Annotated in this window: 15 protein-coding genes and 1 pseudogene; 8 read left to right on the top strand and 8 right to left on the bottom strand. The window is 71.2% G+C overall.

What is annotated here, in order from left to right; translation table 11 throughout:
• The first annotated feature begins 53 nt into the window (after positions 1 to 53).
• Positions 54 to 776 (top strand): 3'-5' exonuclease, encoded by a 723-nt coding sequence (locus tag OG758_RS15505; protein ID WP_326715930.1) that lies wholly within the window; start codon positions 54 to 56, stop codon positions 774 to 776.
• A 77-nt stretch (positions 777 to 853) separates the two neighbouring features.
• Here OG758_RS15505 and OG758_RS15500 read toward each other — a convergent pair whose 3' ends face one another.
• Entirely contained in the window at positions 854 to 3,691 is a 2,838-nt protein-coding gene (locus tag OG758_RS15500; RefSeq protein ID WP_326710553.1) for a glycosyl hydrolase family 95 catalytic domain-containing protein, read from the bottom strand.
• Between the two features lie 193 nt (positions 3,692 to 3,884).
• Entirely contained in the window at positions 3,885 to 4,757 is an 873-nt protein-coding gene (locus OG758_RS15495) for a phosphotransferase enzyme family protein (protein ID WP_326710552.1), read from the bottom strand.
• A 190-nt stretch (positions 4,758 to 4,947) separates the two neighbouring features.
• Between OG758_RS15495 and OG758_RS15490 the strand changes: the two genes are divergently transcribed.
• From OG758_RS15490 to OG758_RS15480, 3 genes are read left to right on the top strand one after another with little or no spacing between them, the layout of a single operon-like run.
• Positions 4,948 to 5,883 (top strand): carbohydrate ABC transporter permease, encoded by a 936-nt coding sequence (locus OG758_RS15490; RefSeq protein WP_326710551.1) that lies wholly within the window; start codon positions 4,948 to 4,950, stop codon positions 5,881 to 5,883.
• 17 nt (positions 5,884 to 5,900) lie between these two features.
• Positions 5,901 to 6,734 (top strand): carbohydrate ABC transporter permease, encoded by an 834-nt coding sequence (locus OG758_RS15485; protein ID WP_326715929.1) that lies wholly within the window; start codon positions 5,901 to 5,903, stop codon positions 6,732 to 6,734.
• Entirely contained in the window at positions 6,731 to 8,017 is a 1,287-nt protein-coding gene (locus tag OG758_RS15480) for an ABC transporter substrate-binding protein (protein ID WP_326710550.1), read from the top strand. Before OG758_RS15485 ends, OG758_RS15480 begins: the two co-directional genes overlap by 4 nt.
• A 20-nt stretch (positions 8,018 to 8,037) precedes the next feature.
• Here OG758_RS15480 and OG758_RS15475 read toward each other — a convergent pair whose 3' ends face one another.
• Genes OG758_RS15475 through OG758_RS15465 form a run of 3 tightly spaced genes read right to left on the bottom strand, consistent with a single transcriptional unit; the run spans position 8,038 to position 10,222 of the window.
• Positions 8,038 to 8,988 (bottom strand): PDR/VanB family oxidoreductase, encoded by a 951-nt coding sequence (locus OG758_RS15475; protein ID WP_326710549.1) that lies wholly within the window; start codon positions 8,986 to 8,988, stop codon positions 8,038 to 8,040.
• Positions 8,985 to 9,149 (bottom strand): hypothetical protein, encoded by a 165-nt coding sequence (locus OG758_RS15470; protein WP_326710548.1) that lies wholly within the window; start codon positions 9,147 to 9,149, stop codon positions 8,985 to 8,987. The genes OG758_RS15475 and OG758_RS15470 overlap by 4 nt, the downstream gene beginning before the upstream one ends.
• On the bottom strand, positions 9,146 to 10,222 hold the full coding sequence (locus OG758_RS15465; protein WP_326710547.1) for an aromatic ring-hydroxylating dioxygenase subunit alpha: 1,077 nt from the start codon (positions 10,220 to 10,222) through the stop codon (positions 9,146 to 9,148). Before OG758_RS15465 ends, OG758_RS15470 begins: the two co-directional genes overlap by 4 nt.
• A gap of 488 nt (positions 10,223 to 10,710) precedes the next feature.
• Between OG758_RS15465 and OG758_RS15460 the strand changes: the two genes are divergently transcribed.
• The 4 genes from OG758_RS15460 (at position 10,711) to OG758_RS15445 (ending at position 15,507) form a co-directional block, all read left to right on the top strand.
• On the top strand, positions 10,711 to 11,550 hold the full coding sequence (locus tag OG758_RS15460; protein WP_326710546.1) for an SDR family oxidoreductase: 840 nt from the start codon (positions 10,711 to 10,713) through the stop codon (positions 11,548 to 11,550).
• A 6-nt stretch (positions 11,551 to 11,556) separates the two neighbouring features.
• Positions 11,557 to 12,894 carry an NAD(P)/FAD-dependent oxidoreductase gene (locus tag OG758_RS15455; RefSeq protein ID WP_326710545.1) on the top strand — a complete coding sequence of 446 codons (1,338 nt, stop codon included), beginning with the start codon at positions 11,557 to 11,559 and terminating at the stop codon, positions 12,892 to 12,894.
• Between the two features lie 88 nt (positions 12,895 to 12,982).
• Entirely contained in the window at positions 12,983 to 14,467 is a 1,485-nt protein-coding gene (locus tag OG758_RS15450; RefSeq protein WP_326710544.1) for a cytochrome ubiquinol oxidase subunit I, read from the top strand.
• Positions 14,467 to 15,507: a cytochrome d ubiquinol oxidase subunit II gene (locus OG758_RS15445; RefSeq protein ID WP_326710543.1), complete on the top strand. Its 1,041-nt coding sequence runs from the start codon at positions 14,467 to 14,469 to the stop codon at positions 15,505 to 15,507. Before OG758_RS15450 ends, OG758_RS15445 begins: the two co-directional genes overlap by 1 nt.
• Positions 15,508 to 15,544: 37 nt before the next feature.
• Here the strand turns inward: OG758_RS15445 and OG758_RS15440 are convergent.
• The 3 genes and pseudogenes from OG758_RS15440 to OG758_RS15430 all read right to left on the bottom strand — a co-directional run.
• Positions 15,545 to 15,781: pseudogene (locus tag OG758_RS15440) on the bottom strand (GMC family oxidoreductase); the annotation flags it as partial.
• Positions 15,782 to 15,873: 92 nt separating this feature from the next.
• Positions 15,874 to 16,818, bottom strand: a complete 945-nt coding sequence (locus OG758_RS15435; protein WP_326710542.1) for a cyclase family protein — start codon at positions 16,816 to 16,818, stop codon at positions 15,874 to 15,876.
• A gap of 3 nt (positions 16,819 to 16,821) precedes the next feature.
• Entirely contained in the window at positions 16,822 to 18,642 is a 1,821-nt protein-coding gene (locus OG758_RS15430; RefSeq protein ID WP_326710541.1) for a glycoside hydrolase family 15 protein, read from the bottom strand.
• Positions 18,643 to 18,657 lie beyond the last annotated feature (15 nt).

Here is an 18,657-nt window from a genome sequence, read left to right as displayed (position 1 = left end):
TCGTGGTGACCACTGGGGAGACACGGGGACGCACCATGAAGAAGGGGGCCGCGATGGGATGGCACCAGGAGCTGCTGGTCGGCTTCGACCTGGAGACCACGGGGACGGATCCGCGCGAGGCGCGCATCGTCACGGGCGCGGTGATAGAGGTCAAGGACGCGAGGCCGCTGGGTCACCGGCAGTGGCTCGCGGACCCGGGGGTCGAGATCCCGGCCGACGCGGTCGCCGTGCACGGGATCAGCAACGAGAGAGCGGCGTCCGACGGTGAGCCCGCCGACCGGGTCGCGGACTCCATAGCGGAGACGCTCGTCGGGTACTGGCGCACGGGCGTGCCCGTCGTCGCGTACAACGCCGCGTTCGACCTGACCCTGCTCTCCGCCGAGCTGCGCCGCCACGGTCTGCCGTCGCTGCGGGAGCGGCTCGGCGGCATGGACCCCGCGCCCGTCATCGACCCGTACACGATCGACCGCTCGGTGGACCGCTACCGCAAGGGCAAGCGGAACCTCGAGGCGGTGTGCGCGGAGTACGGCGTGACGCTCGAATCCGCGCACGACGCCTCCGCCGACGCCCTCGCCGCCGCGCGCCTGGCCTCCGCGATAGCCGGCCGCCACCCGAAGGTCGCCTCCCTCGGACCGGCCCGGCTCCACGCATCCCAGATCGAGTGGTATGCGCAGTGGGCGGCGGACTTCCAGTCCTTCCTGCGCCGCAAGGGCGACGCACAGGCGGTGGTCGAGGCGACGTGGCCGATGCGGGAGCTGACAGGGCCCGGGGTCTGAGCGGTGAGGCGGGGGACTTCACGGAGTCACCGGCCCGGGGGCCGGTGACTCCGTGAAGATCCCGCCGCCGTGCCGCTCTACACGGCCACCCGCCGCCACTGCTGCGACGCCGCGCCCGTGTACGTCTGCTGGACGACCGCCGTGCCCGTCGCCGTCGAACCGCCGGCCGTGCCGAGGGACTTGCCCGTGCGGACGCACACCAGGCGGAGGTGGCCACCGTCCGTGGACTCCGCGCGCCAGTGCTGGTTGTCCGCGCCGGTGGCCCGGTACTGGACGATCGGGGCGTTCTCCGTGGCCTGGCCGCCGCTGACGTCCGCCGTCAGGCCGGAGTACACGTTGGTCAGGCGGTCGCCGCCGTCCAGAGCCTCCGCGAACTTCCACTGCTGCGACGCGCCGCCCGTGCGCGCGCCCAGGACCAGCGGCGCGGACTCGGCGGTCCCCGACACCTCGATCGCCATGCCGCTGTCGGCCCGGTTGACGAGTACGTAGCGCTGCGACGCGTACGAGGGGGTCAGGGTGATGCTCGCGCCCGGCTTCAGGCTGACGTCCTTCGTCCAGGACCCGGCCCGTACGCGGGTGGTGCGGCCACCGGTCGAGGTGAGCCGGAGCCTCGTCGCCACGCCGTCCTTCCACTCCAGGTCGGCCGTGAACCCGCCGCGCACGCCGATGCCGGTGACCTTGCCCGACGTGCCCCACGCGACCGGCAGGGCGGGCAGGAGTTCGACGAGGCCGGGGCGGGAGTAGAGGAGCATCTCGATCACGGCGGACGTCGTGCCGAAGTTGGCGTCGATCTGGAACACCGAGCTTTCGCCGCCCAGGTGATACATGTCGAAGAAGTTGGGCGCGGTGCCGTTGCTGTGGTTCACGGAGGGCCGCAGCACCGTGCCGACGAGCTGGTACGCCTTCTCCGCGTCCTTCATCCGCGCCCAGCACAGGGCGCGCCACGCGCAGCCCCAGCCGTAGGTGTCCATGCCGCGGGCCGTGAGGCCCTTGTCGACGCCGACGAGGACGTCGTGCGGGCTGCGGTCGCGGCTGACGCGGTCGCCGGGGAACAGTCCGACGAGGTGGGAGAGGTGCCGGTGCTGCGTCTCTCCGAGGTTCGCGCCGCCCATCCACTCCTCCAGCCACCCGGTGGTGGGGCTGACGCGCGGCAGGTACAGCCTGTCCTGGAGGGCGGTGACGCGGCGGGCGTACGCCTTGGAGATGCCGAGGGCCGCCGTGGCGGTGCGGAAGTTCTCGAAGAGCTGCCAGACCAGCTCCTGGGCGTACGTGATGCCGCGCGCGTCGGTCGGGCCGTGCTCCGGCGACCAGTCGTGGTCGTCGACGAGCACCTCGACGTCCGCCCCGGTCCCCGGATCCTTCACCGACGCCGTGACGAGCCGCTTCTCCCAGAACGCGCAGGCCCCCTCCAGGAGCGGCAGGATCTTCGCCAGGTAGCGCCGGTCGAGGGTGAACTCGTAGTGCTCGAAGAGGGAGTTGCACAGCCAGGCGTTGCCCGCCGGGTGCCACCACCAGCCGGGGCCGCCCATGGTGTTGGTGGAGATCGCCGTGGTCCACCCCGCGATCTCGCCGCTCGTGTTGCGGAAGCCGTTGCGCGGGTCGTTGAACAGCTCGCGGGTGCGCTTCTCCCAGTGCGGGACCTGGGCGAGGCAGTAGTCGGCGAGCGCGTCGAAGCAGTCGGGCAGGCCGGTCCTGTCGGTGGGCCAGTAGTTCATCTGGAGGTTGATGTCGGTGTGGTAGTCCGCCATCCACGCCGGGTCGTTCCGATCGATCCACAGGCCCTGGAGGTTGAGCGGCAGCGAGGAGCGCGAGCCGCACACGGTGAGGTAGCGGCCGAACTGGACGTACGACGCCTCGAGTTCGGGGTCGGGGCGGCCACCGGAGGCCTGCCGGGCCAGGAGTCGCTTGTCGGTGTCCAGGGCACGCTGCGCGGCGGTGGACGCGCCCAGGTCGACGCTCATGGTGTCGAACAGGGCGCGGTGGTCGGCGACGTGGGCGGCGAGAAGACGGTTCGCGCCGGCCTTCGCCGCGGCGGTGGTCCGCGCGGCTGCGGTGGCGTGCGGGTCGGCGTCGCGGTCGATGAACCCGTCGGCCTCGGGGGAGTAGGAGGTGCCGCCGCTCAGGACGAGGAGGACCTCGTCGCAGTCCTCGAAGGTGACCGAGGAGCCGCTCGCGCCGACCGTGCCGCCGCGGTGCGTCGCGGCCCGCGCGATGGCGGCGTAGGCGAGGCCGTTGTCGAGTTTCGCGGCGAAGCCGGCCGAGGCGGTGGCCGGGTCCACGGTGATCGGCTCGCCGCGTGTCCCGGCCAGCGTGAGGCGTCCGCTCCAGGTGCCACCCCCTACACGCGTGAGCCGGACGACGATCACGTCGTCGGGGTGGCTGCAGTAGATCTCCCGCCGGTAGCGGGTGCCACCGAGCTCGTACTCCACCGTCGTCAGGCCGTTGCTGAGGTCGAGGCGGCGCCGGTAGCCGCTCACGGCGGACGGGTCGTGCCCCGGCACCTCCAGATACGCCTTGACGAGGACGCCGTACGAGCCGAAGTGGGCGGTGTCGTAGGGGAACTGGCCGTCCGACTCCAGTGCGTCGTTCGCCCCGCCCGTCCACAGGGTGACGTCCGAGACGGACAGGACCTCGCGGGACGGGTGCCCGGAGACGACGGCCCCGAGGCGGCCGTTGCCGATCGGCAGCCCCTCCCGCATGAGCTGGTCCTCGGCGGCCGGGGACCCGTACCGCAGTGCGAGCGCGTCGGCCTCGGGGACCAGACGTGGCGCGGCCGGGCGTCCGCCGGGTCTCGGCGCTGCCTGCGCCGTGAAGGCGGGGACTTGGCTCAGGGCCAGGAGAGATCCGATGGCTGAGCCGTATTTGAGAACGGAGCGGCGGGAGACGGCGGAGCCGGGTTCGGGGTGTGCGGGCATCGGGTCCTCCAGGCAAGGGTCGGCCAACTCCGCCGTACCTTGCTCCAGGACCCCACCGCAGGAAAGAGATCGGATGAATTCGGCGCGAAAGTCCAACAACTCCTGCGCGGGAGTCCAACCGCCGTCTCGCGAGCGGAAGTTCAGCCGCCCATGTCCGAGCGGAGGTTCGGTCACCCGCCGGGAACGGCACCCGTCAGAACGGATACCAACGCACCGCCGGATCCCCGTCCCGCAACGACGCCACCCTGCGCTCGAACTCCGTGAGCGCCTTGGGGTTGGCCGGCGCGTGCTGGGCGACCCACGCGCAGCTCGCCGTCTCGCGCGCGCCGCGCAGTACGGCGCACCCGTCCCATTCCCGCACGTCCCAGCCGTACGTCCGCGTGAACGCGTCGTACGCCTCGGGGTCGAGGCCGTACCGGTCGCGGGAGAGCGCCATGACGACCAGGTCGTGCTCGCGCAGGTCGGAGGAGAACGTCTCCAGGTCGACGAGGACGGGCCCGTCGGCGCCGATGTGCACGTTGCGCGGCAGCGCGTCCCCGTGGATCGGGCCCGGCGTCAGACGCGGGACGAGCGCCGCCGCCGCGTCCGCGAAGCCGTCGCGCCGTTCGCGCAGGTACGCCGCGTCGGCGGGGTCGATCGCGTCGCCCGCGAGCCGCAGCCACCGCTCGACGCCGCCGAGCAGCTCGCGGCGCGGCAGCGTGAAGGGCGGCGCGGGCAGGGCGTGCACGAGGCGGAGCAGCTCGGCCAGGTCGCGCGGTTCGGCGGGGCGCAGCGCGGCCGGAACGCGGTGCCACAGCGTCACCGGGTGGCCGTCCACGAGGAGCGGCTCCGGCTCGGCGGCGCGCACGGCCGGCACGCCCCGGCCGGCGAGCCAGCCCGCGACGGCGAGCTCGTGCCGCGCCCGCTCCAGGAGCTCGGGGTCGCGCCCCACCTTGACCACGAGGTCACCGAGCGCGAACACGGCGTTCTCGCCGAGCGCCAGCAGCTCGGCCTCCTGCCCGCCGCCCCGCTGCCCGCCGGAGAGCCCCGCCGCCGCGAGCACCTTCCGAGCCTGCCCCTCGTCCATCACTTGCCTCCCGCCGATCCCATGGTCCGGGCCCAGTCTCGCATCCGCTTCACGTGCGCATACGCCCCGGTCGGCGCCGTAACGGACAACGTCGTGCGCAGCGGCTTGACGAGGCACGGGTCCCTCAGCACGATGACGGGGGCCGCCGGGACGGCCGGTGCCGCACCCGTCGTCCGAAGGAGCCGAACACGTGACATTGGCGACCGCAACGACGCGGCCGGCGAAGCGCGCGCCAGGACCGCCGGGCAGTGGGCGCCCGGCGGACCGCGGCGCCTGGTTCCTGGTCCTGCCCGCCCTCATCCCCATCCTCGTGCTCAGCGTGGGGCCCCTCCTCTACGGCATCGCGCTGGCGTTCACCGACTCGCAGGCGGGACGTACGGCGCCGACCCAGTGGGTGGGGGCGCTCAACTTCCAGGACCTGCTGCACGACACGCTGTTCTGGGACTCGTTCCGGATCGGCCTGCTGTGGGCGGTCGGGGTGACCGTCCCGCAGTTCCTGCTCGCGCTGGGCCTCGCGCTCCTGCTCAACCAGAACCTCCGCTTCCGCTGGCTGGCGCGGGCGCTCGCGATCATTCCCTGGGCGATGCCCGAGGTGGTCGTCGGCATCATGTGGCGCCTCGTCTACAACCCGGACGCGGGCATCCTCAACGAGACCATCCGCGACCTCGGCCTCGGTGACGGGCGCGACTGGCTCACCGGTCTGGCGACCGCGCTGCCCGCGGTGATCGTCGTCGGCATCTGGGCGGGCATGCCGCAGACCACCGTCGCCCTTCTCGCCGGACTCCAGAACACCTCGCCCGAACTCCACGAGGCCGCCGCGCTCGACGGCGCGGGCGCCTGGGGCCGCTTCCGCGCGGTGACGTGGCCCGCGCTCAGGCCGGTCGCCCTCGCCATCACCGCGCTCAACTTCATCTGGAACTTCAACTCGTTCGCCCTGGTCTACGTCCTGACCAACGGCGGCCCGGGCGGCCGGACCCGCCTGCCCATGCTCTTCGCCTACGAAGAGGCCTTCCGCTACGGCCAGTTCGGCTACGCGGCGGCGATGGGCTGCGCGATGGTCGCGGTCATCTCGGTCATCCTCGCCTTCTACCTCGTGGGCCGGCTCAAGGGAGGCGACGAGCAGTGAGCCGTACCCGTACAGGCATCCGGCCGAGCAGGCCGGCGCGCGCGGGCCAGTACCTCGCGCTGCTCGCCTATCTCGTCTTCCTCGCGTTCCCGTTCCTGTGGCTGATCTCCACGGCGTTCAAGCCGCCCCGCGAACTCGCGAGCCTGCACCCCACGTGGATACCCAAGGACCCCACACTCGCCAACTTCCGCCAGGCCTTCGACGAGCAGCCCCTCCTGAGGGCCGCCGCCAACTCCGTGCTCGTGGCGGTCTGCGCGGCTCTGATCGCTGTCGTCATCGCGACCCCGATGGCGTACGTGATGGCCCGCCACCGCTCCGCGCTGTCCCGCGCGGCGACGGGCTGGGTGGTGGTCAGCCAGGCGTTTCCGTTCGTCCTGCTGATCATCCCGCTCTTCCTGATCCTGAAGAACCTGCACCTGATCAACTCGCTGCCCGGCCTGACCATGGTCTACGTCGTGTGGTCGCTGCCCTTCGCACTGTGGATGCTGGTCGGCTACGTCCGGGCCGTGCCGCCCGAGCTGGAGGAGGCGGCCGCCGTCGACGGAGCCGGAAGGCTGCGCACGCTCGTCTCCGTCACGGCGCCGCTGCTCGCGCCGGGTCTGGTGGCGACGGCCCTGTTCGCGTTCATCACCGCGTGGAACGAGTTCTTCTTCGCGCTGGTCCTGATGAAGACCCCGGAGCGGCAGACGCTGCCGGTGGTCCTGACGCACTTCCTCGGCGCGGAGGGCGTCGCCGACCTGGGGCCGCTGGCCGCCGCGGCGTTCCTCGCGACCCTGCCGTCGCTGGTGATCTTCGCGCTCATCCAGCGCAGACTCACCGGCGGGATGCTGACCGGGGCGGTGAAGTCATGAGGCGCGTGTCCCGGCTGGCCGCCGTAGCCGCGGCCGTGGCCCTGCTGCTCACCGGCTGTTCGTCCGGCGGGACGGCCGACGACGGCAAGATCACTCTTGAGTTCCAGTCCCTCGCCTGGCAGAAGGAGTCCGTCGACGCCAACAAGCAGCTCGTGAAGGAGTGGAACGCGGCGCACCCGGACATCCAGGTCAAGTACGTCCAGGGCAGCTGGGACAGCGTCCACGACCAGCTGCTCACCTCCTTCGAGGGAGGGGAGGCGCCCGACGTCATCCACGACGCCTCCGACGACCTCGCGGACTTCGCGTACGGCGGCTACCTCGCCGATCTGCGGGACCTGCTGCCCGCCCGCCTCAAGTCCGATATCCCGCAGCACAGTTGGGAGACCGCGACCTTCGGTGACGGCGTCTACGGCGTGCCGTTCCTCCAGGAGCCGCGCGTCCTCATCGCCAACGCGAAGATCCTCGAGGCGGCGGGTGTACGCATCCCGACGCCCGAGAAGCCCTGGTCCTGGGAGGAGTTCAGGACTGTCACGAAGAAGCTGAGCGGCGGCAAGAAGTTCGGTGTCGCGTGGCCGCTGAAGGAACCCGTCTCGGCGACCCTCAACCTCTCCCTCTCGGCCGGCGGACGCATGTTCCACCGCGGCGCCGACGGCAAGGTGACGGTCCGCTTCGACGCCGCGGACCAGGTCGTGCCCCGCACGGTCCACGACCAGGTCGACACCGACGGCAGCGCCTCGGGCGCGACGCTCGGCATGGGCGGCTCGGACACGCTTCCCGGCTTCTTCGCGGGCAAGTACGCGATGGTCCCGCTCGGCTTCTCCTACCGCCAGCAGATCGTCCAGCAGGCGCCCAAGGGATTCGACTGGCAGGTGCTCCCGGCGCCCGCGGGCCGTGACGGGCTCGCCCAGGGCGTCTCCCCGCAGACCCTGTCCGTCGCCGAGGACAGCCCGCACAAGAAGGAGGCGGCGCAGTTCATCGACTTCCTGCTGCGGCCGCCCAACATGGTGCGCCTCGCGCTCGGCGACTGGATGCTGCCCACCGGCACCGAGGCGCTGAAGGACCCGGCCCTGCACACGGAGAAGAACGACTGGGCGACCGGCACGGCCCTCGCCGGTGACCTCCGCTCGGCCCCGGCGCAGTCGGTGCGCGGCTACGCGGAGTGGAAGGACAAGGTCGCGACGCCCGCCCTCCAGGAGTACTACAGCGGCTCGATCGGCCTCGGTGAACTGCGCAAACGCCTGGTGAAGGACGGAAATCTGGTGCTCGCGAGGTATCAGAGGTAGGGCGGGACACCACAACGAGGTCACATGTAGAGGACGAGGCGCGGGCCCAGGCAGCGCGAGACGCAGATCATCAGCGTTTCGCCCGCCGCCCGCTCCTGCGCGCTGAGCACCGAGTCCCGGTGGTCCGCCGCGCCCTCCACGATGTCGGTCTCGCAGGTCCCGCAGGTGCCTTCCGCGCAGGAGTACAGCACCTCGACCCCCGCCTCCCGCACGGTGTGCAGGATGCTGCGGCCGGGCGGCACGGTCAGGGTGCGGCCGGAGCGCCGCAGCTCCACGTCGAAGGCGTGATCCGTGGCGTCGGCGCCGTCCGGTCCGTCCTGCGTCGGCCGGAAACGCTCGGTGTGCGCGGCGCCCCGGGCCTCGACGGCGTCGAGGAGCGGTCCCGGGCCGCAGCAGTAGACCAGGGTGTCGTCGCCGTCCGTCTCCGGTGGGCCGAGATACCCGTCGAGGTCGAGGAGGCCCGTCTCGTCCTCCGGCGCGACGCGCACCTTCGCGCCGTAGGCGGAGAGTTGGCCGAGGAACGCCATCGAGCCGCGGGTGCGGCCGCCGTACAGCAGGCTCCACTCGGCGCCCGCCGCCTCGGCGGCAGCCACCATCGGAAGGATCGGGGTGATCCCGATGCCGCCCGCCACGAAGCGGTAGCCCGGCGCCTCGTGGAGCGGGAAGTGGTTGCGTGGCCCCCGGACGCGTACGACCGCGCCCGGGGTCAGCTTCTCGTGCACGTACGCCGACCCGCCGCGTCCGCGCGGTTCGTGGAGGACGGCGACGGTCCAGGCGGTGCGGTCGGCGGGGTCGCCGCACAACGAGTACGGGCGGACCAGGCCGTCCGTGAGGACCAGGTCCACGTGGGCGCCCGGCTCCCAGGAAGGCAGGGGGTCCGCATCCGGGTGGCGGAGCGTCAAGGACACGACGCCGGTGGCCTCTTCGGCCCGTGCGGCGACGACGAGGTCGGCTTCGTAGGGCGGGGTCACCGGTCGTCCTCCTGGTGATCGGGGTGGGACAGCATCCACTGCCACATCAATACGGGGTCCTGCGTGTCGTGCTCGGCCCCGCAGTGGCAGATGCCGTGCAGTGCGTCGGTGCCGGGGACCCAGTCGACGCGGTACACCTCGGCGGTGGGCGGGCGGCTCATCGCGCGACGTTGTCGGGGGTCGCGGACCGGTCGCCCTCGGCGGCGAGGCGGGACAGGATACGGCGGGCGGCGAGGCCGCCCGTGTCGATGTTGATGCTGAGTTCCTGGTAGCCGGCGGGCTCGCTCTCCAGGGTCTTCTGGAGCAGGTTCAGCGCGTTCACGTCCTGCATGACCACCTCGTGGTTGAAGTCGCGCAGGAACGCGGACATCTCCTCGTCGTCGTGGCCGAAGTCGCGGGAGACGGCCCAGAAGTCGTAGACCTGGTCCGGCGTGGACGGTGTGATCGCGTAGGTGATCTCCACGTGGAAGGCGTCCGGGTCGGTGCCGTCCGGGTTCGGCAGGACGCCCTGCGGGGCGATGCGGCTGTGCAGCAGGTACAGGCAGGGGGCGTGGTACTCGATGTCCTGCCAGCGGGTGATGCGGCCCTTGATGCCGGTGGAGTTGGCGTAGAACGGCGGACACTCGGCGTCGTCCATGTGCCGGCTGACGCGGACGATGCCCGCGCCTTCGTCGACCTCCGTCGTCATGGGGGTGTCGGCGACCTCGGGCGTGCCGATGTAGCCGCCGTGCAGGTACGTCTCGTGGGAGAGGTCCATCAGGTTGTCGACCAGCAGGCCGTAGCCGGCGTCGATGGGCTCCATCCCGCCGACCGTCGTCCAGTGCGCGGAGTCGGCCAGGTGCGGGGCGCGCGGGATCGTCGTCCGGTCCGCGAGCGCGGGGTCGCCGATCCACACCCACACGAAGGAGTCCAGCTCGGCCACGGGGTACGAACTCACCCTGGCGGTACGGGGGATGCGCTTCTGCCCGGGGACGTACACGCAGGTGCCGGTCGTGTCGTAGGTGAAGCCGTGGTAGCCGCAGACCACCCTGTCTCCGTCGAGCCGGCTGTGCGAGAGCGGGAAGCGGCGGTGCACGCAGCGGTCCGCCAGGGCGACGACCTCGCCCGTGTCCTCGGTCCGGTGGAAGGCGATCGGTTCGCCGAGGACGGTGCGGGCGAGCAGTTCCCGCCCGACCTCCGTCCCGTACGCCGCTACGTACCACTGGTTCCTGGCGAAGGCGGTCGTGTGAGGCATGGATGCGGCTCCCGTCTCTGGTGGTGGTCGCATCGTCGGGGAGAGCGTCACGCAGACGCAATGCGGCTTCCGCCTCACGGAAGAGCCTTGGTATATGGCCTGGTCGGAGCGGAGTTCGAAGCCAGGAGAGGTATCGGAAAGCCCTTGGATTCTGTGACGACTCGATCGCCGCGTTCCGGCGGCACACGAGCACTGCCGCCGCCGTCCAGCGGGCCTGGCGTGCCCCTTGGCCCCTCGGTGGCCCGCGTGACACCAGCCCGGGCGGGGTTCGGGGGCGGCTCGTAGTCCGACTGTGTGACGCGTTCGGCTGAAGTACGGCTGCTTTGCGCGCCGGTCTGCCCCACCGCCGGGCAGGGTGCTTTCGTCTGGGGGCCGGGTATGTGACGGCTCCGGTGTCTGCCTGACGGGCCGGCCGACGTTCCGTTCTCCTCCTGCGCGTCGTCCGGTCCTCGAGGGCGTCCGTCGACAAGGCAGAAGGAGAGAACGTGGTGGCAGGAAACTCCAACGAGAGCCGCGGGGTGGTGTCCGCGCAGCTTCTCAGGGGCCAGAAGGCGCTCGTGACCGGCGCCAACTCGGGCATCGGTCTGGCGACCGCCATTGCCCTGGGCCGGGCCGGAGCGGACGTCGTGGTGAACTATGTCGTCGGTGCGGACGAAGCAGACAAAGTCGTGAAGGAGATCGAGGCCTTCGGTGTCCGCGCCTACGCCCACGAGGCCGACGTGTCCGACGAGGACCAGGTGACCGCCATGGTCGCGCGGATGGTCGAGGAGTTCGGCACCATCGACATCATGGTGGCCAACGCGGGCCTCCAGCGGGACGCAGCCGTGACGGAGATGACACTCGCCCAGTGGGAGAAAGTCATCTCCGTCAACCTGACCGGCCAGTTTTTGTGCGCGCGGGAGGCCGCCAAGGAGTTCATCCGGCGCGGCGTGGTGGAGGAGGTCTCCCGTTCGGCGGGAAAGATCATCTGCATGAGTTCGGTCCACCAGATCATCCCGTGGTCGGGGCACGTGAACTACGCCTCCTCCAAGGGCGGTGTGGGCATGCTGATGCAGACCCTCGCCCAGGAGCTCGCACCCAAGCGGATCAGGGTCAACGCGGTCGCACCCGGCGCCATCCGCACGCCGATCAACCGCGACGCCTGGTCCACCCCCGAGGCCGAGGCCGACCTCCTGCGCCTGATCCCGTACCGCCGCGTGGGCGACCCGGACGACATCGCCAACGCCGTCGTCGCCGTGGCGTCCGACCTGCTCGACTACGTCGTCGGCACCACCCTCTACGTCGACGGCGGAATGACGCTCTTTCCCGGCTTCGCCACCGGAGGCTGATCTCCGGTGCGGGATCACGTCACGCCCCGCCGGGTGGTGATCCTCGGCGGAGGGTTCGCGGGGCTGTTCGCCGCCCGTGCCCTGCGCAAGTCACCGGTCGCGGTGACCGTGGTCGACCGCCGCGCCCACCACCTCTTCCAGCCGCTGCTGTACCAGTGTGCTTCAGGGATCCTGTCCGAGGGGCCGATCGCCCAACCGCTCCGCGGGGTCCTGCGGCGCCACCACAACGTGCGCTGCGTGCTTGCCGAAGCCACCGACGTGGATGCCGGCGCCCGGCTGGTCCACGCCCGGCGACCCGAGGGCGCGGACATCGTGCTGCCGTATGACGATCTCATCGTCGCGGTGGGCATGCGGCAGTCCTACTTCGGGCACGACGAGTTCGCCGCGCACGCCCCCGGCATGAAGACCCTGGACGACGCGCTCGATATCCGCCGACGGATCTACCGGGCGTTCGAGATGGCCGAAACGGCAGCGGACGACCGGGAACGGCAGCAATGGCTCACCTTCGCCCTCGTGGGTGCCGGGCCGACCGGTGTCGAACTCGCGGGACAGGTCCGGGAGATCGCCGGTCACACGCTCGAGCGGGAGTTTCAGAAGATCGATTCCGCCAAGGCCCGGGTGCTGCTTTTCGAGGGGTCCGACGCGGTGCTGGGTGCGTTCGGCCCTCGACCGGCCCACCGTGCGGCCCGAACCCTGCAGGATCTCGGAGTGGAGCTCCACCTGGGCACCAGGGTCACCGACGTCGGCGCGGACGGCCTGACGGTGCCAGACCATGACGGCGGGACGACCCGGTTCGACGCACGCACCGTGCTGTGGACGGCGGGCGTCGAGGCGCCGCCGATCGCGGCCGCGCCGGCCCGCGCAACCGGTGCCGAGCAGGACCGGGCCGGACGCATCCTCGTCGAACCCGACCTCACCGTCCCCGGCCATCCGGAGATCCGCGTCACGGGCGACGTGATGAGTCTGAACCGGCTGCCGGGGCCGGCCGAGGTCGCCATGCAGTCGGGTGCGTACGCGGGCCGGAGGGTGCGCCACGCCGTCGAAGGCAGGACGAAGGAGCCGAAGCCCTTCACGTACTTGGATCTCGGCAGCGCCGCCTACATCGCCCGCGGCCGGGCTGTCGTCAAGGCCGGCCCGCTGCATCTGTCGGGCTTCGCCGGCTGGCTGGCCTGGCTCTTCATCCACCTGGCCTTTCTCACCGGCTTCCGCAGCAGGCTGGGAGCGGTGCTCAGCTGGTCCGTCGTCTTCGCCACCGGCTCTCGCCGCGAACGCGCCTTCACCATGCCCGGCACCGACGTGTCGGCGGCCCGCGCGGCCGGGCCGAAGGCGCCCGAGCCTCCCTGAGGCCGGCCCCGGCCGACCCTCTGCGGGCACCTCTTCGCATCCTGTCCCTCCGCAGCCCCGCCATGCAGGGCAGACCATCGAGGCTCACATGCTCAGCACCGCTGCCCTGCTGGCGAACAGCACCCCGGCCCAACTCCTGCCGGCGCGGGAGTTGATGGCCTTCACCCTGGCCTCGCACATCCTGCTGGTCCCGTTCGGCGTGGCGCTGCCGTTCATCACGTTGCTCATGCACCACCGGGCGCTTCGCCGCAACGACCCCGTCGCCCTCACACTCGCCCGGCGCTGGTCGGCGGTGATGGCCGTTCAGTTCGCCGTCGGCGTCGTCACCGGCACCGTGCTGTCCTTCGAGTTCGGTCTGCTGTGGCCCGGCATGATGGGTCGCTGGGGCGACGTCTTCGGCCTCGGGTTCGGCATCGAGGCGTGGGCGTTCTTCCTGGAGGCCGTCCTGATCGCGATCTACCTCTACGGCTGGCGCCGGCTCAAACCCTGGACCCACTTCTGGCTCGCCGTACCGCTGCCACTGGCCGCCCTGATGGGGGCGTTCGGCATCATCGCGGCCAACTCCTGGATGAACACCCCGCAGGGGTTCCGCCTGGACGCCCTGGGCGATCCCGTCGCCGTCGATGTGCGGCAGGCGATCTTCACACCGATGTTCGGCCCGGAGTACTGGCACTTCGTGGTCGCGATGCTCCTGACCGCCGGCTACGTGGTCGCCGGTGTGTACGCGGTCGGCTGGCTGCGCGGGCGCCGTGACCGCTACCACCGGCTCGGCTTCACCGTGCCGTTCACGGTTGCCGCGATCCTCACCCCGGTCCAGTTCATGCTCGGTGACTCCGCCGCTCGCGCCGTCTTCCACAAGCAGCCGATCAAGTTCGCCGCCACGGAGATCGTCTGGAAGACCGACACCCACGTGCCGGAGTACATGTTCGGGCGCCTGCACCCCGACGGGACGATCTCCGGCGGTCTCAGGATTCCCCAACTGGACTCGATCCTCGCCGGATTCAGCCCGGACACCAAGGTGACGGGCCTGTCGTCGGTCGCGGCGAGCGACCGCCCGACGGCGACTCAGGCCACCATCGCCCACTGGGCCTTCGACATCATGGTCACCATCGGCAGCGTGCTGATCCTGCTCGCGCTCTGGTACGGCTGGTGCTGGCTGCGGCGCCGGGACCTCCCGCGCAGCCGCTGGTTCTTCCGCTGCGCCGCGATCGCGGGAGTCGCGTGCCTGGTCACCGTCGAGTGCGGGTGGATCACCACGGAGGTCGGCCGCCAGCCCTGGATCGTCTACCAGCACATGAGGGTCTCGGAGGCGGTGACCGGTACGCGTGCCGGATCGCTGTGGGCGATGCTCGGCATCGTCATGGTCGTGTACGTGGCCGTCTTCGGCTCGTTCCTCGCGGTCGTCCTGAAGATGCGCACCCGCTGGCGCATCGCCGACGAGGGCCTCGCCGCCGCGCGCGCCGAACTGCCGCCGGAGAACGACACCCCCTACGGGCCCAGAAGCGAGCCCGAGCCCACCACCACCGGGGCCGAGCCCGGCGGCTCCGACCGCACCTCTGGCGGTGCGTCGTGATGGCCGACTTCATCGCATGGGTGATGGTGCTCGCGATCGCCGCCTACGCCTGCGCCGGAGGTACCGACTACGGCGCGGGATTCTGGGACCTCCTGGCCGGCGGCGCGGAGCGTGGCAAGCGGCCCCGCTGGCTGATCGACCACGCCATGGCACCGGTCTGGGAGGTCAACAACGTCTGGTTGATCTTCATTCTGGTGATCATGTGGACCGGCTTCCCGACGATGTTCCAGGCCGTCTTCTCCGCGATGTGGCTGCCGCTCGCCCTCGCCGCCGTCGGCCTGGTGCTCCGCGGCGCCGGGTTCGCTCTGCGCAAGCCGACCCGCCGCCTGGCCCAACAGCGGATGTACGGCGCCGTGTTCGCCATCTCGTCGCTGCTCACGCCGTTCTTCCTCGGTGCGGTGCTCGGCGGCATCGCCTCCGGTCGGGTCAAGGTCGGCACGCCCGCCTCCGCGGACGCCTGGGCCAACGGGACCTCCGTCCTCGTCGGACTGCTGGCCATCGCCGCCACCGCGTTCCTCGGCGCGGTCTTCCTCTGCTCCGACGCCCTGCGGTTCGGCGCCGACGACCTCGTCGACTACTTCCGCCTGCGGGCGCTGACCGCCTTCGCCGCGGTCGTCGTCCTCGCGCTCATCGGCCTGCCCGTCACCCACAACGACGCCCCGTACGTCTGGGACGGCCTCACCGGGGGGCTCGGCCTGCTCCTGATCATCCTGGCCGCGGTCTGTGGTCTGGCCACGGTCCTGCTCGTGTGGCGCCGCTCCTACGGCTGGTCCCGCTACACCTCGGTGGCAAGCGTCGCCCTGGTCGTCGGCGCCTGGGGTTTCGCGCAGCGGCCGTACGTGCTGCCGACCTCGCTGACGGTGGCCGAGGCGGCCGGTGCCGATCACACCCTGCGCTGGCTGATGATCGTCACAGCCATCGCGATCCTGCTGGTCGGTCCGGCGCTGGTGCTGCTGTACCGGCTCGACACGATGGGTGAACTGGAGGAGCTCACCGACGCCGACACGCGCGCCGCCAGAGCGCCCGGCGACAACCTGTAGCGGCGCTCAGCCGGTTCACACAGCGACGGAGCACCCGTCAGCGCAGGCGGGCGGCGATGCGATCGCCGACCCGAAGGGCGTTGGCGATGGCGGTCAGCGACGGGTTCACCGCGCCGATGCTGGGGAAGAAGCTGGTGTCCACGACGTAGAGGTTGTCGAGGTCGTGGGCCTTGCAGTTGACGTCGAGGGCGGAACTTTTCGGGTCGTCGCCGAACCGCACGGTGCCGGCCTGGTGCGCGGTGGCGCCGATCGGCATGCCCTTGTGCAGGTAGATTCTAGGAGTTGCCGGCTGTCCTGGCAGCGGTCCTACGGTGTATTTGCCTGATCCCCAGCCGCCCAGGGCCACCACGACCGTCGGCACCGGGGTCACAGGACGGCGATCGGGTTGACGGGCGAGCCGGTGGCGTCCGGCAGTCTCAGCGGGGCGATCACGCAGAGGAACGTCCAGCGCCCCTCCGTCTCGCAGACCGGTGCCAGGTACTCGAACTGCAGGTAGTCCAGCAGGTGAAGGCCCATGGCGTGGATCGCCAGCACATGCACGGGGAAGCCGACGCCCTCGGTGGAACTCGGGGCGGTGTCGTTGTTCCCGTCGCCGCCGAGCACGGCGACCCGCCGGTCCGCGAGGAACTCCAGCGCGTACGGGTGGAGACCGGCGCGCTCATGTGCCGCGTCCCACGGCCCGAGTTCGGCGCGGCGTCGGCGGTGGCCGACGCGGACGAAGAGCAGGTCGCCTTCTGCCACGCGGAGATTCTGGGCGCTCTCGGCCGCGGCGAGGTCGTCGACGGTCACGTGATCACCCGGTTCGAGCCAGGGCACGCCGCGCAGCCGCGGGATGTCCAGCAGCACGCCGCGTCCGACGATCCCGTCGCGCGCCGTCTCGATGGAGAGCCTCGTCGCCCCGCCCGCCGTGACGCTGCTCGAGGGCACACCGCCGTGCAGTGTGCCGTCGTAGATCACGTGGCAGAGGGCGTCGATGTGGCTGTCGGCGTCGCCGTGCACGTTCATCGCGAAGCTGTCCCTCGCGAAGTGGAGCCCGCTGGAGGTGTCTTCCGCCGGCTGCCCGCTCATCCGGTGCTCGGCGGGCTCCGGATGGTCCGGGCCGGACAGGGTTTCCACCGGCGCGGCGAGCGTGACCGTCCGGCCGGTCCGCACCTCGCGGGTCGCGGCCAGAACCCGCGCAGGAGTCAGGGCGGTGAGAGCACCCCGGGGACCCCCGGCCCAGGCGGTGCGCGAGCGCAGGTGCCGGTACAGCACGCCGAACTCGTCGGCGGTCAGCCGTGACGGTCCTGCCGGACGTGCATGCGTGACCACGGGTCAGCGCCCGCTCTCGGCGTCGAGCGCCTTGTCGAGGGTGGTGGCCGCCATGATGAGCGACAGATGCGTGAACGCCTGGGGGAAGTTGCCCAGTTGCTCCCCGCTCGGGCCGATCTCCTCGGCGAAGAGCCCGACGTGGTTGGCGTGGGTCTGCATCTTCTCGAAGGTGTAGCGGGCCTGGGGCAGCCGCCCCGCCCGGGCCAGCGCGTCGACGTAGAGGAAGGTGCACAGGCTGAAGGTGCCCTCCGAGCCGCGCAGCCCGTCCGGTGATGCCGCCGGGTCGTAGCGGTAGACGAGGCTGTCGGACACGAGCTTGCGGTCCATCGCGTCGAGGGTGGCGAGCCAGGACGGGTCCCGGGGGGCGATGAACTGGACCCTCGGCATGAGCAGCAGCGAAGCGTCCAGGACATCGCCGCCGTAGTGCTGGACGAAGGCGCCCTCCTGCTCGCTCCAGCCGCGTTCCATGACCTGCTCGAAAATGGCGTCCCTGGCGCTGCGCCACTTCCCCACGTCGGCGGGCCTGCGGAAGCGCTCGGCCAGGCTCAGTCCTTGGTCGAAGGCGACCCAGCACATCACGCGGCTGTATGTGAAGTCCTGGCGGCCGCCGCGGGTCTCCCAGATGCCCTCGTCCGGCCGGTCCCAGTGGTCGGCGAGCCAGTCCAGCGTCCTGGCCAACGCCTTCCATCCCCGGTACGTGGTCTGCTGCGCGATCTCCAGGCCCTGGGACACCGCGGTGAGGGCCTCGCCGTAGATGTCCAGCTGGAGCTGGTCGACGGCGCCGTTGCCGATGCGGACGGGGGAGGAGCCGCGATAGCCCTCGAAGTGTTCGAGTGTCTCCTCCGGCAGGTGGGGATTGCCGTCGATCCGGTACATCGTCTGGAGCGGCTCCTCCTCCTTGCCCTCGCGCTCGTGCAGCCTGTCGACGAGCCAGTGGACGAAGGCGGTGGCCTCCTCGACGAAGCCGAGGTCCAGCATGGCCCGCACGGACAGCGCGCCGTCGCGCACCCAGGTGAACCGGTAGTCCCAGTTGCGCTCTCCGCCGACCTGCTCGGGCAGGCCCATGGTCGCCGCCGCGACGAGGGCGCCGGTGGGAGCGTAGGTGAGGAGCTTGAGCGTGATGACCGAACGGTGCACCAACTCGGGCCAGCGGCCCCGGTAGCGGGACTGGCGCAACCAGCCCTGCCAGAAACGGGCGGTCTCATAGTCCTGTGCGGTGAGCCCGTCGACCGTGAGGGGTGCGGGTGCCTCGCCGCCGGACGCGCAGACGGTGAACACGACACCGCCCGACTCGCCGGCGCTCAGCGTCACCCTGCCGCGTACGTCCTGGCCGTCCCGCTCCAGCGGGAAGGAGGCCTGCAGATGCGCGTCCATCCCCGGGGACCGGAAAACACCCGTGTTCTCGCCGAGCTCCAGCTGGTGCTCGGCCCGGCCGTAGTCGAAGCGCGGGCGGCACTCGAGCGTGAAGTCGACGGTCCCCCGCACGGTCCGCACGACGCGTATCAGGGTGTGACGGTCGGTGGCGGTGCGGGTCCGGTCCGGCGGCATGAAGTCGACCACCTCGCCCACCCCGTCCGGTGACATGAACCGCGTCACCAGAATGGCCGTGTCGGGGTAGTAGAGCTGCTTGCAGACCGCGTCGGGATGCTCGGGGGCCAGCCGCATGTACCCACCGTCGTCGTGGTCGAGCAGGGCGGCGAAGATGCTGGGCGAGTCGAACCGGGGAGCGGCGAACCAGTCCACGACACCCTGCGACGAGACGAGCGCGGCAGTCTGCAGATCGCCCACCAGGCCGTGTTCGGCGATGGGAGGGTAGCGGTCCATGACTGCTCCGAAGTC

The sequence above is a fragment of the Streptomyces sp. NBC_01474 genome, assembly GCF_035918215.1.
In the GTDB taxonomy this organism is placed as follows: Bacteria; Actinomycetota; Actinomycetes; order Streptomycetales; family Streptomycetaceae; genus Streptomyces; species Streptomyces aureus.
Note: the sequence above shows the minus strand (reverse complement) of the source record. Positions and strands in the feature narration are given on the sequence as shown.

Coding starts and splice junctions, on each gene's coding strand:
- OG758_RS15500 (WP_326710553.1), bottom strand. CDS start 3,691: ATGCCCGCACACCCCGAACCCGGCTCCGCCGTCTCCCGCCGCTCCGTT.
- OG758_RS15430 (WP_326710541.1), bottom strand. CDS start 18,642: ATGGACCGCTACCCTCCCATCGCCGAACACGGCCTGGTGGGCGATCTG.
- OG758_RS15450 (WP_326710544.1), top strand. CDS start 12,983: ATGCTCAGCACCGCTGCCCTGCTGGCGAACAGCACCCCGGCCCAACTC.
- OG758_RS15445 (WP_326710543.1), top strand. CDS start 14,467: ATGGCCGACTTCATCGCATGGGTGATGGTGCTCGCGATCGCCGCCTAC.
- OG758_RS15480 (WP_326710550.1), top strand. CDS start 6,731: ATGAGGCGCGTGTCCCGGCTGGCCGCCGTAGCCGCGGCCGTGGCCCTG.
- OG758_RS15465 (WP_326710547.1), bottom strand. CDS start 10,222: ATGCCTCACACGACCGCCTTCGCCAGGAACCAGTGGTACGTAGCGGCG.
- OG758_RS15505 (WP_326715930.1), top strand. CDS start 54: ATGGGATGGCACCAGGAGCTGCTGGTCGGCTTCGACCTGGAGACCACG.
- OG758_RS15495 (WP_326710552.1), bottom strand. CDS start 4,757: ATGGACGAGGGGCAGGCTCGGAAGGTGCTCGCGGCGGCGGGGCTCTCC.
- OG758_RS15470 (WP_326710548.1), bottom strand. CDS start 9,149: ATGAGCCGCCCGCCCACCGCCGAGGTGTACCGCGTCGACTGGGTCCCC.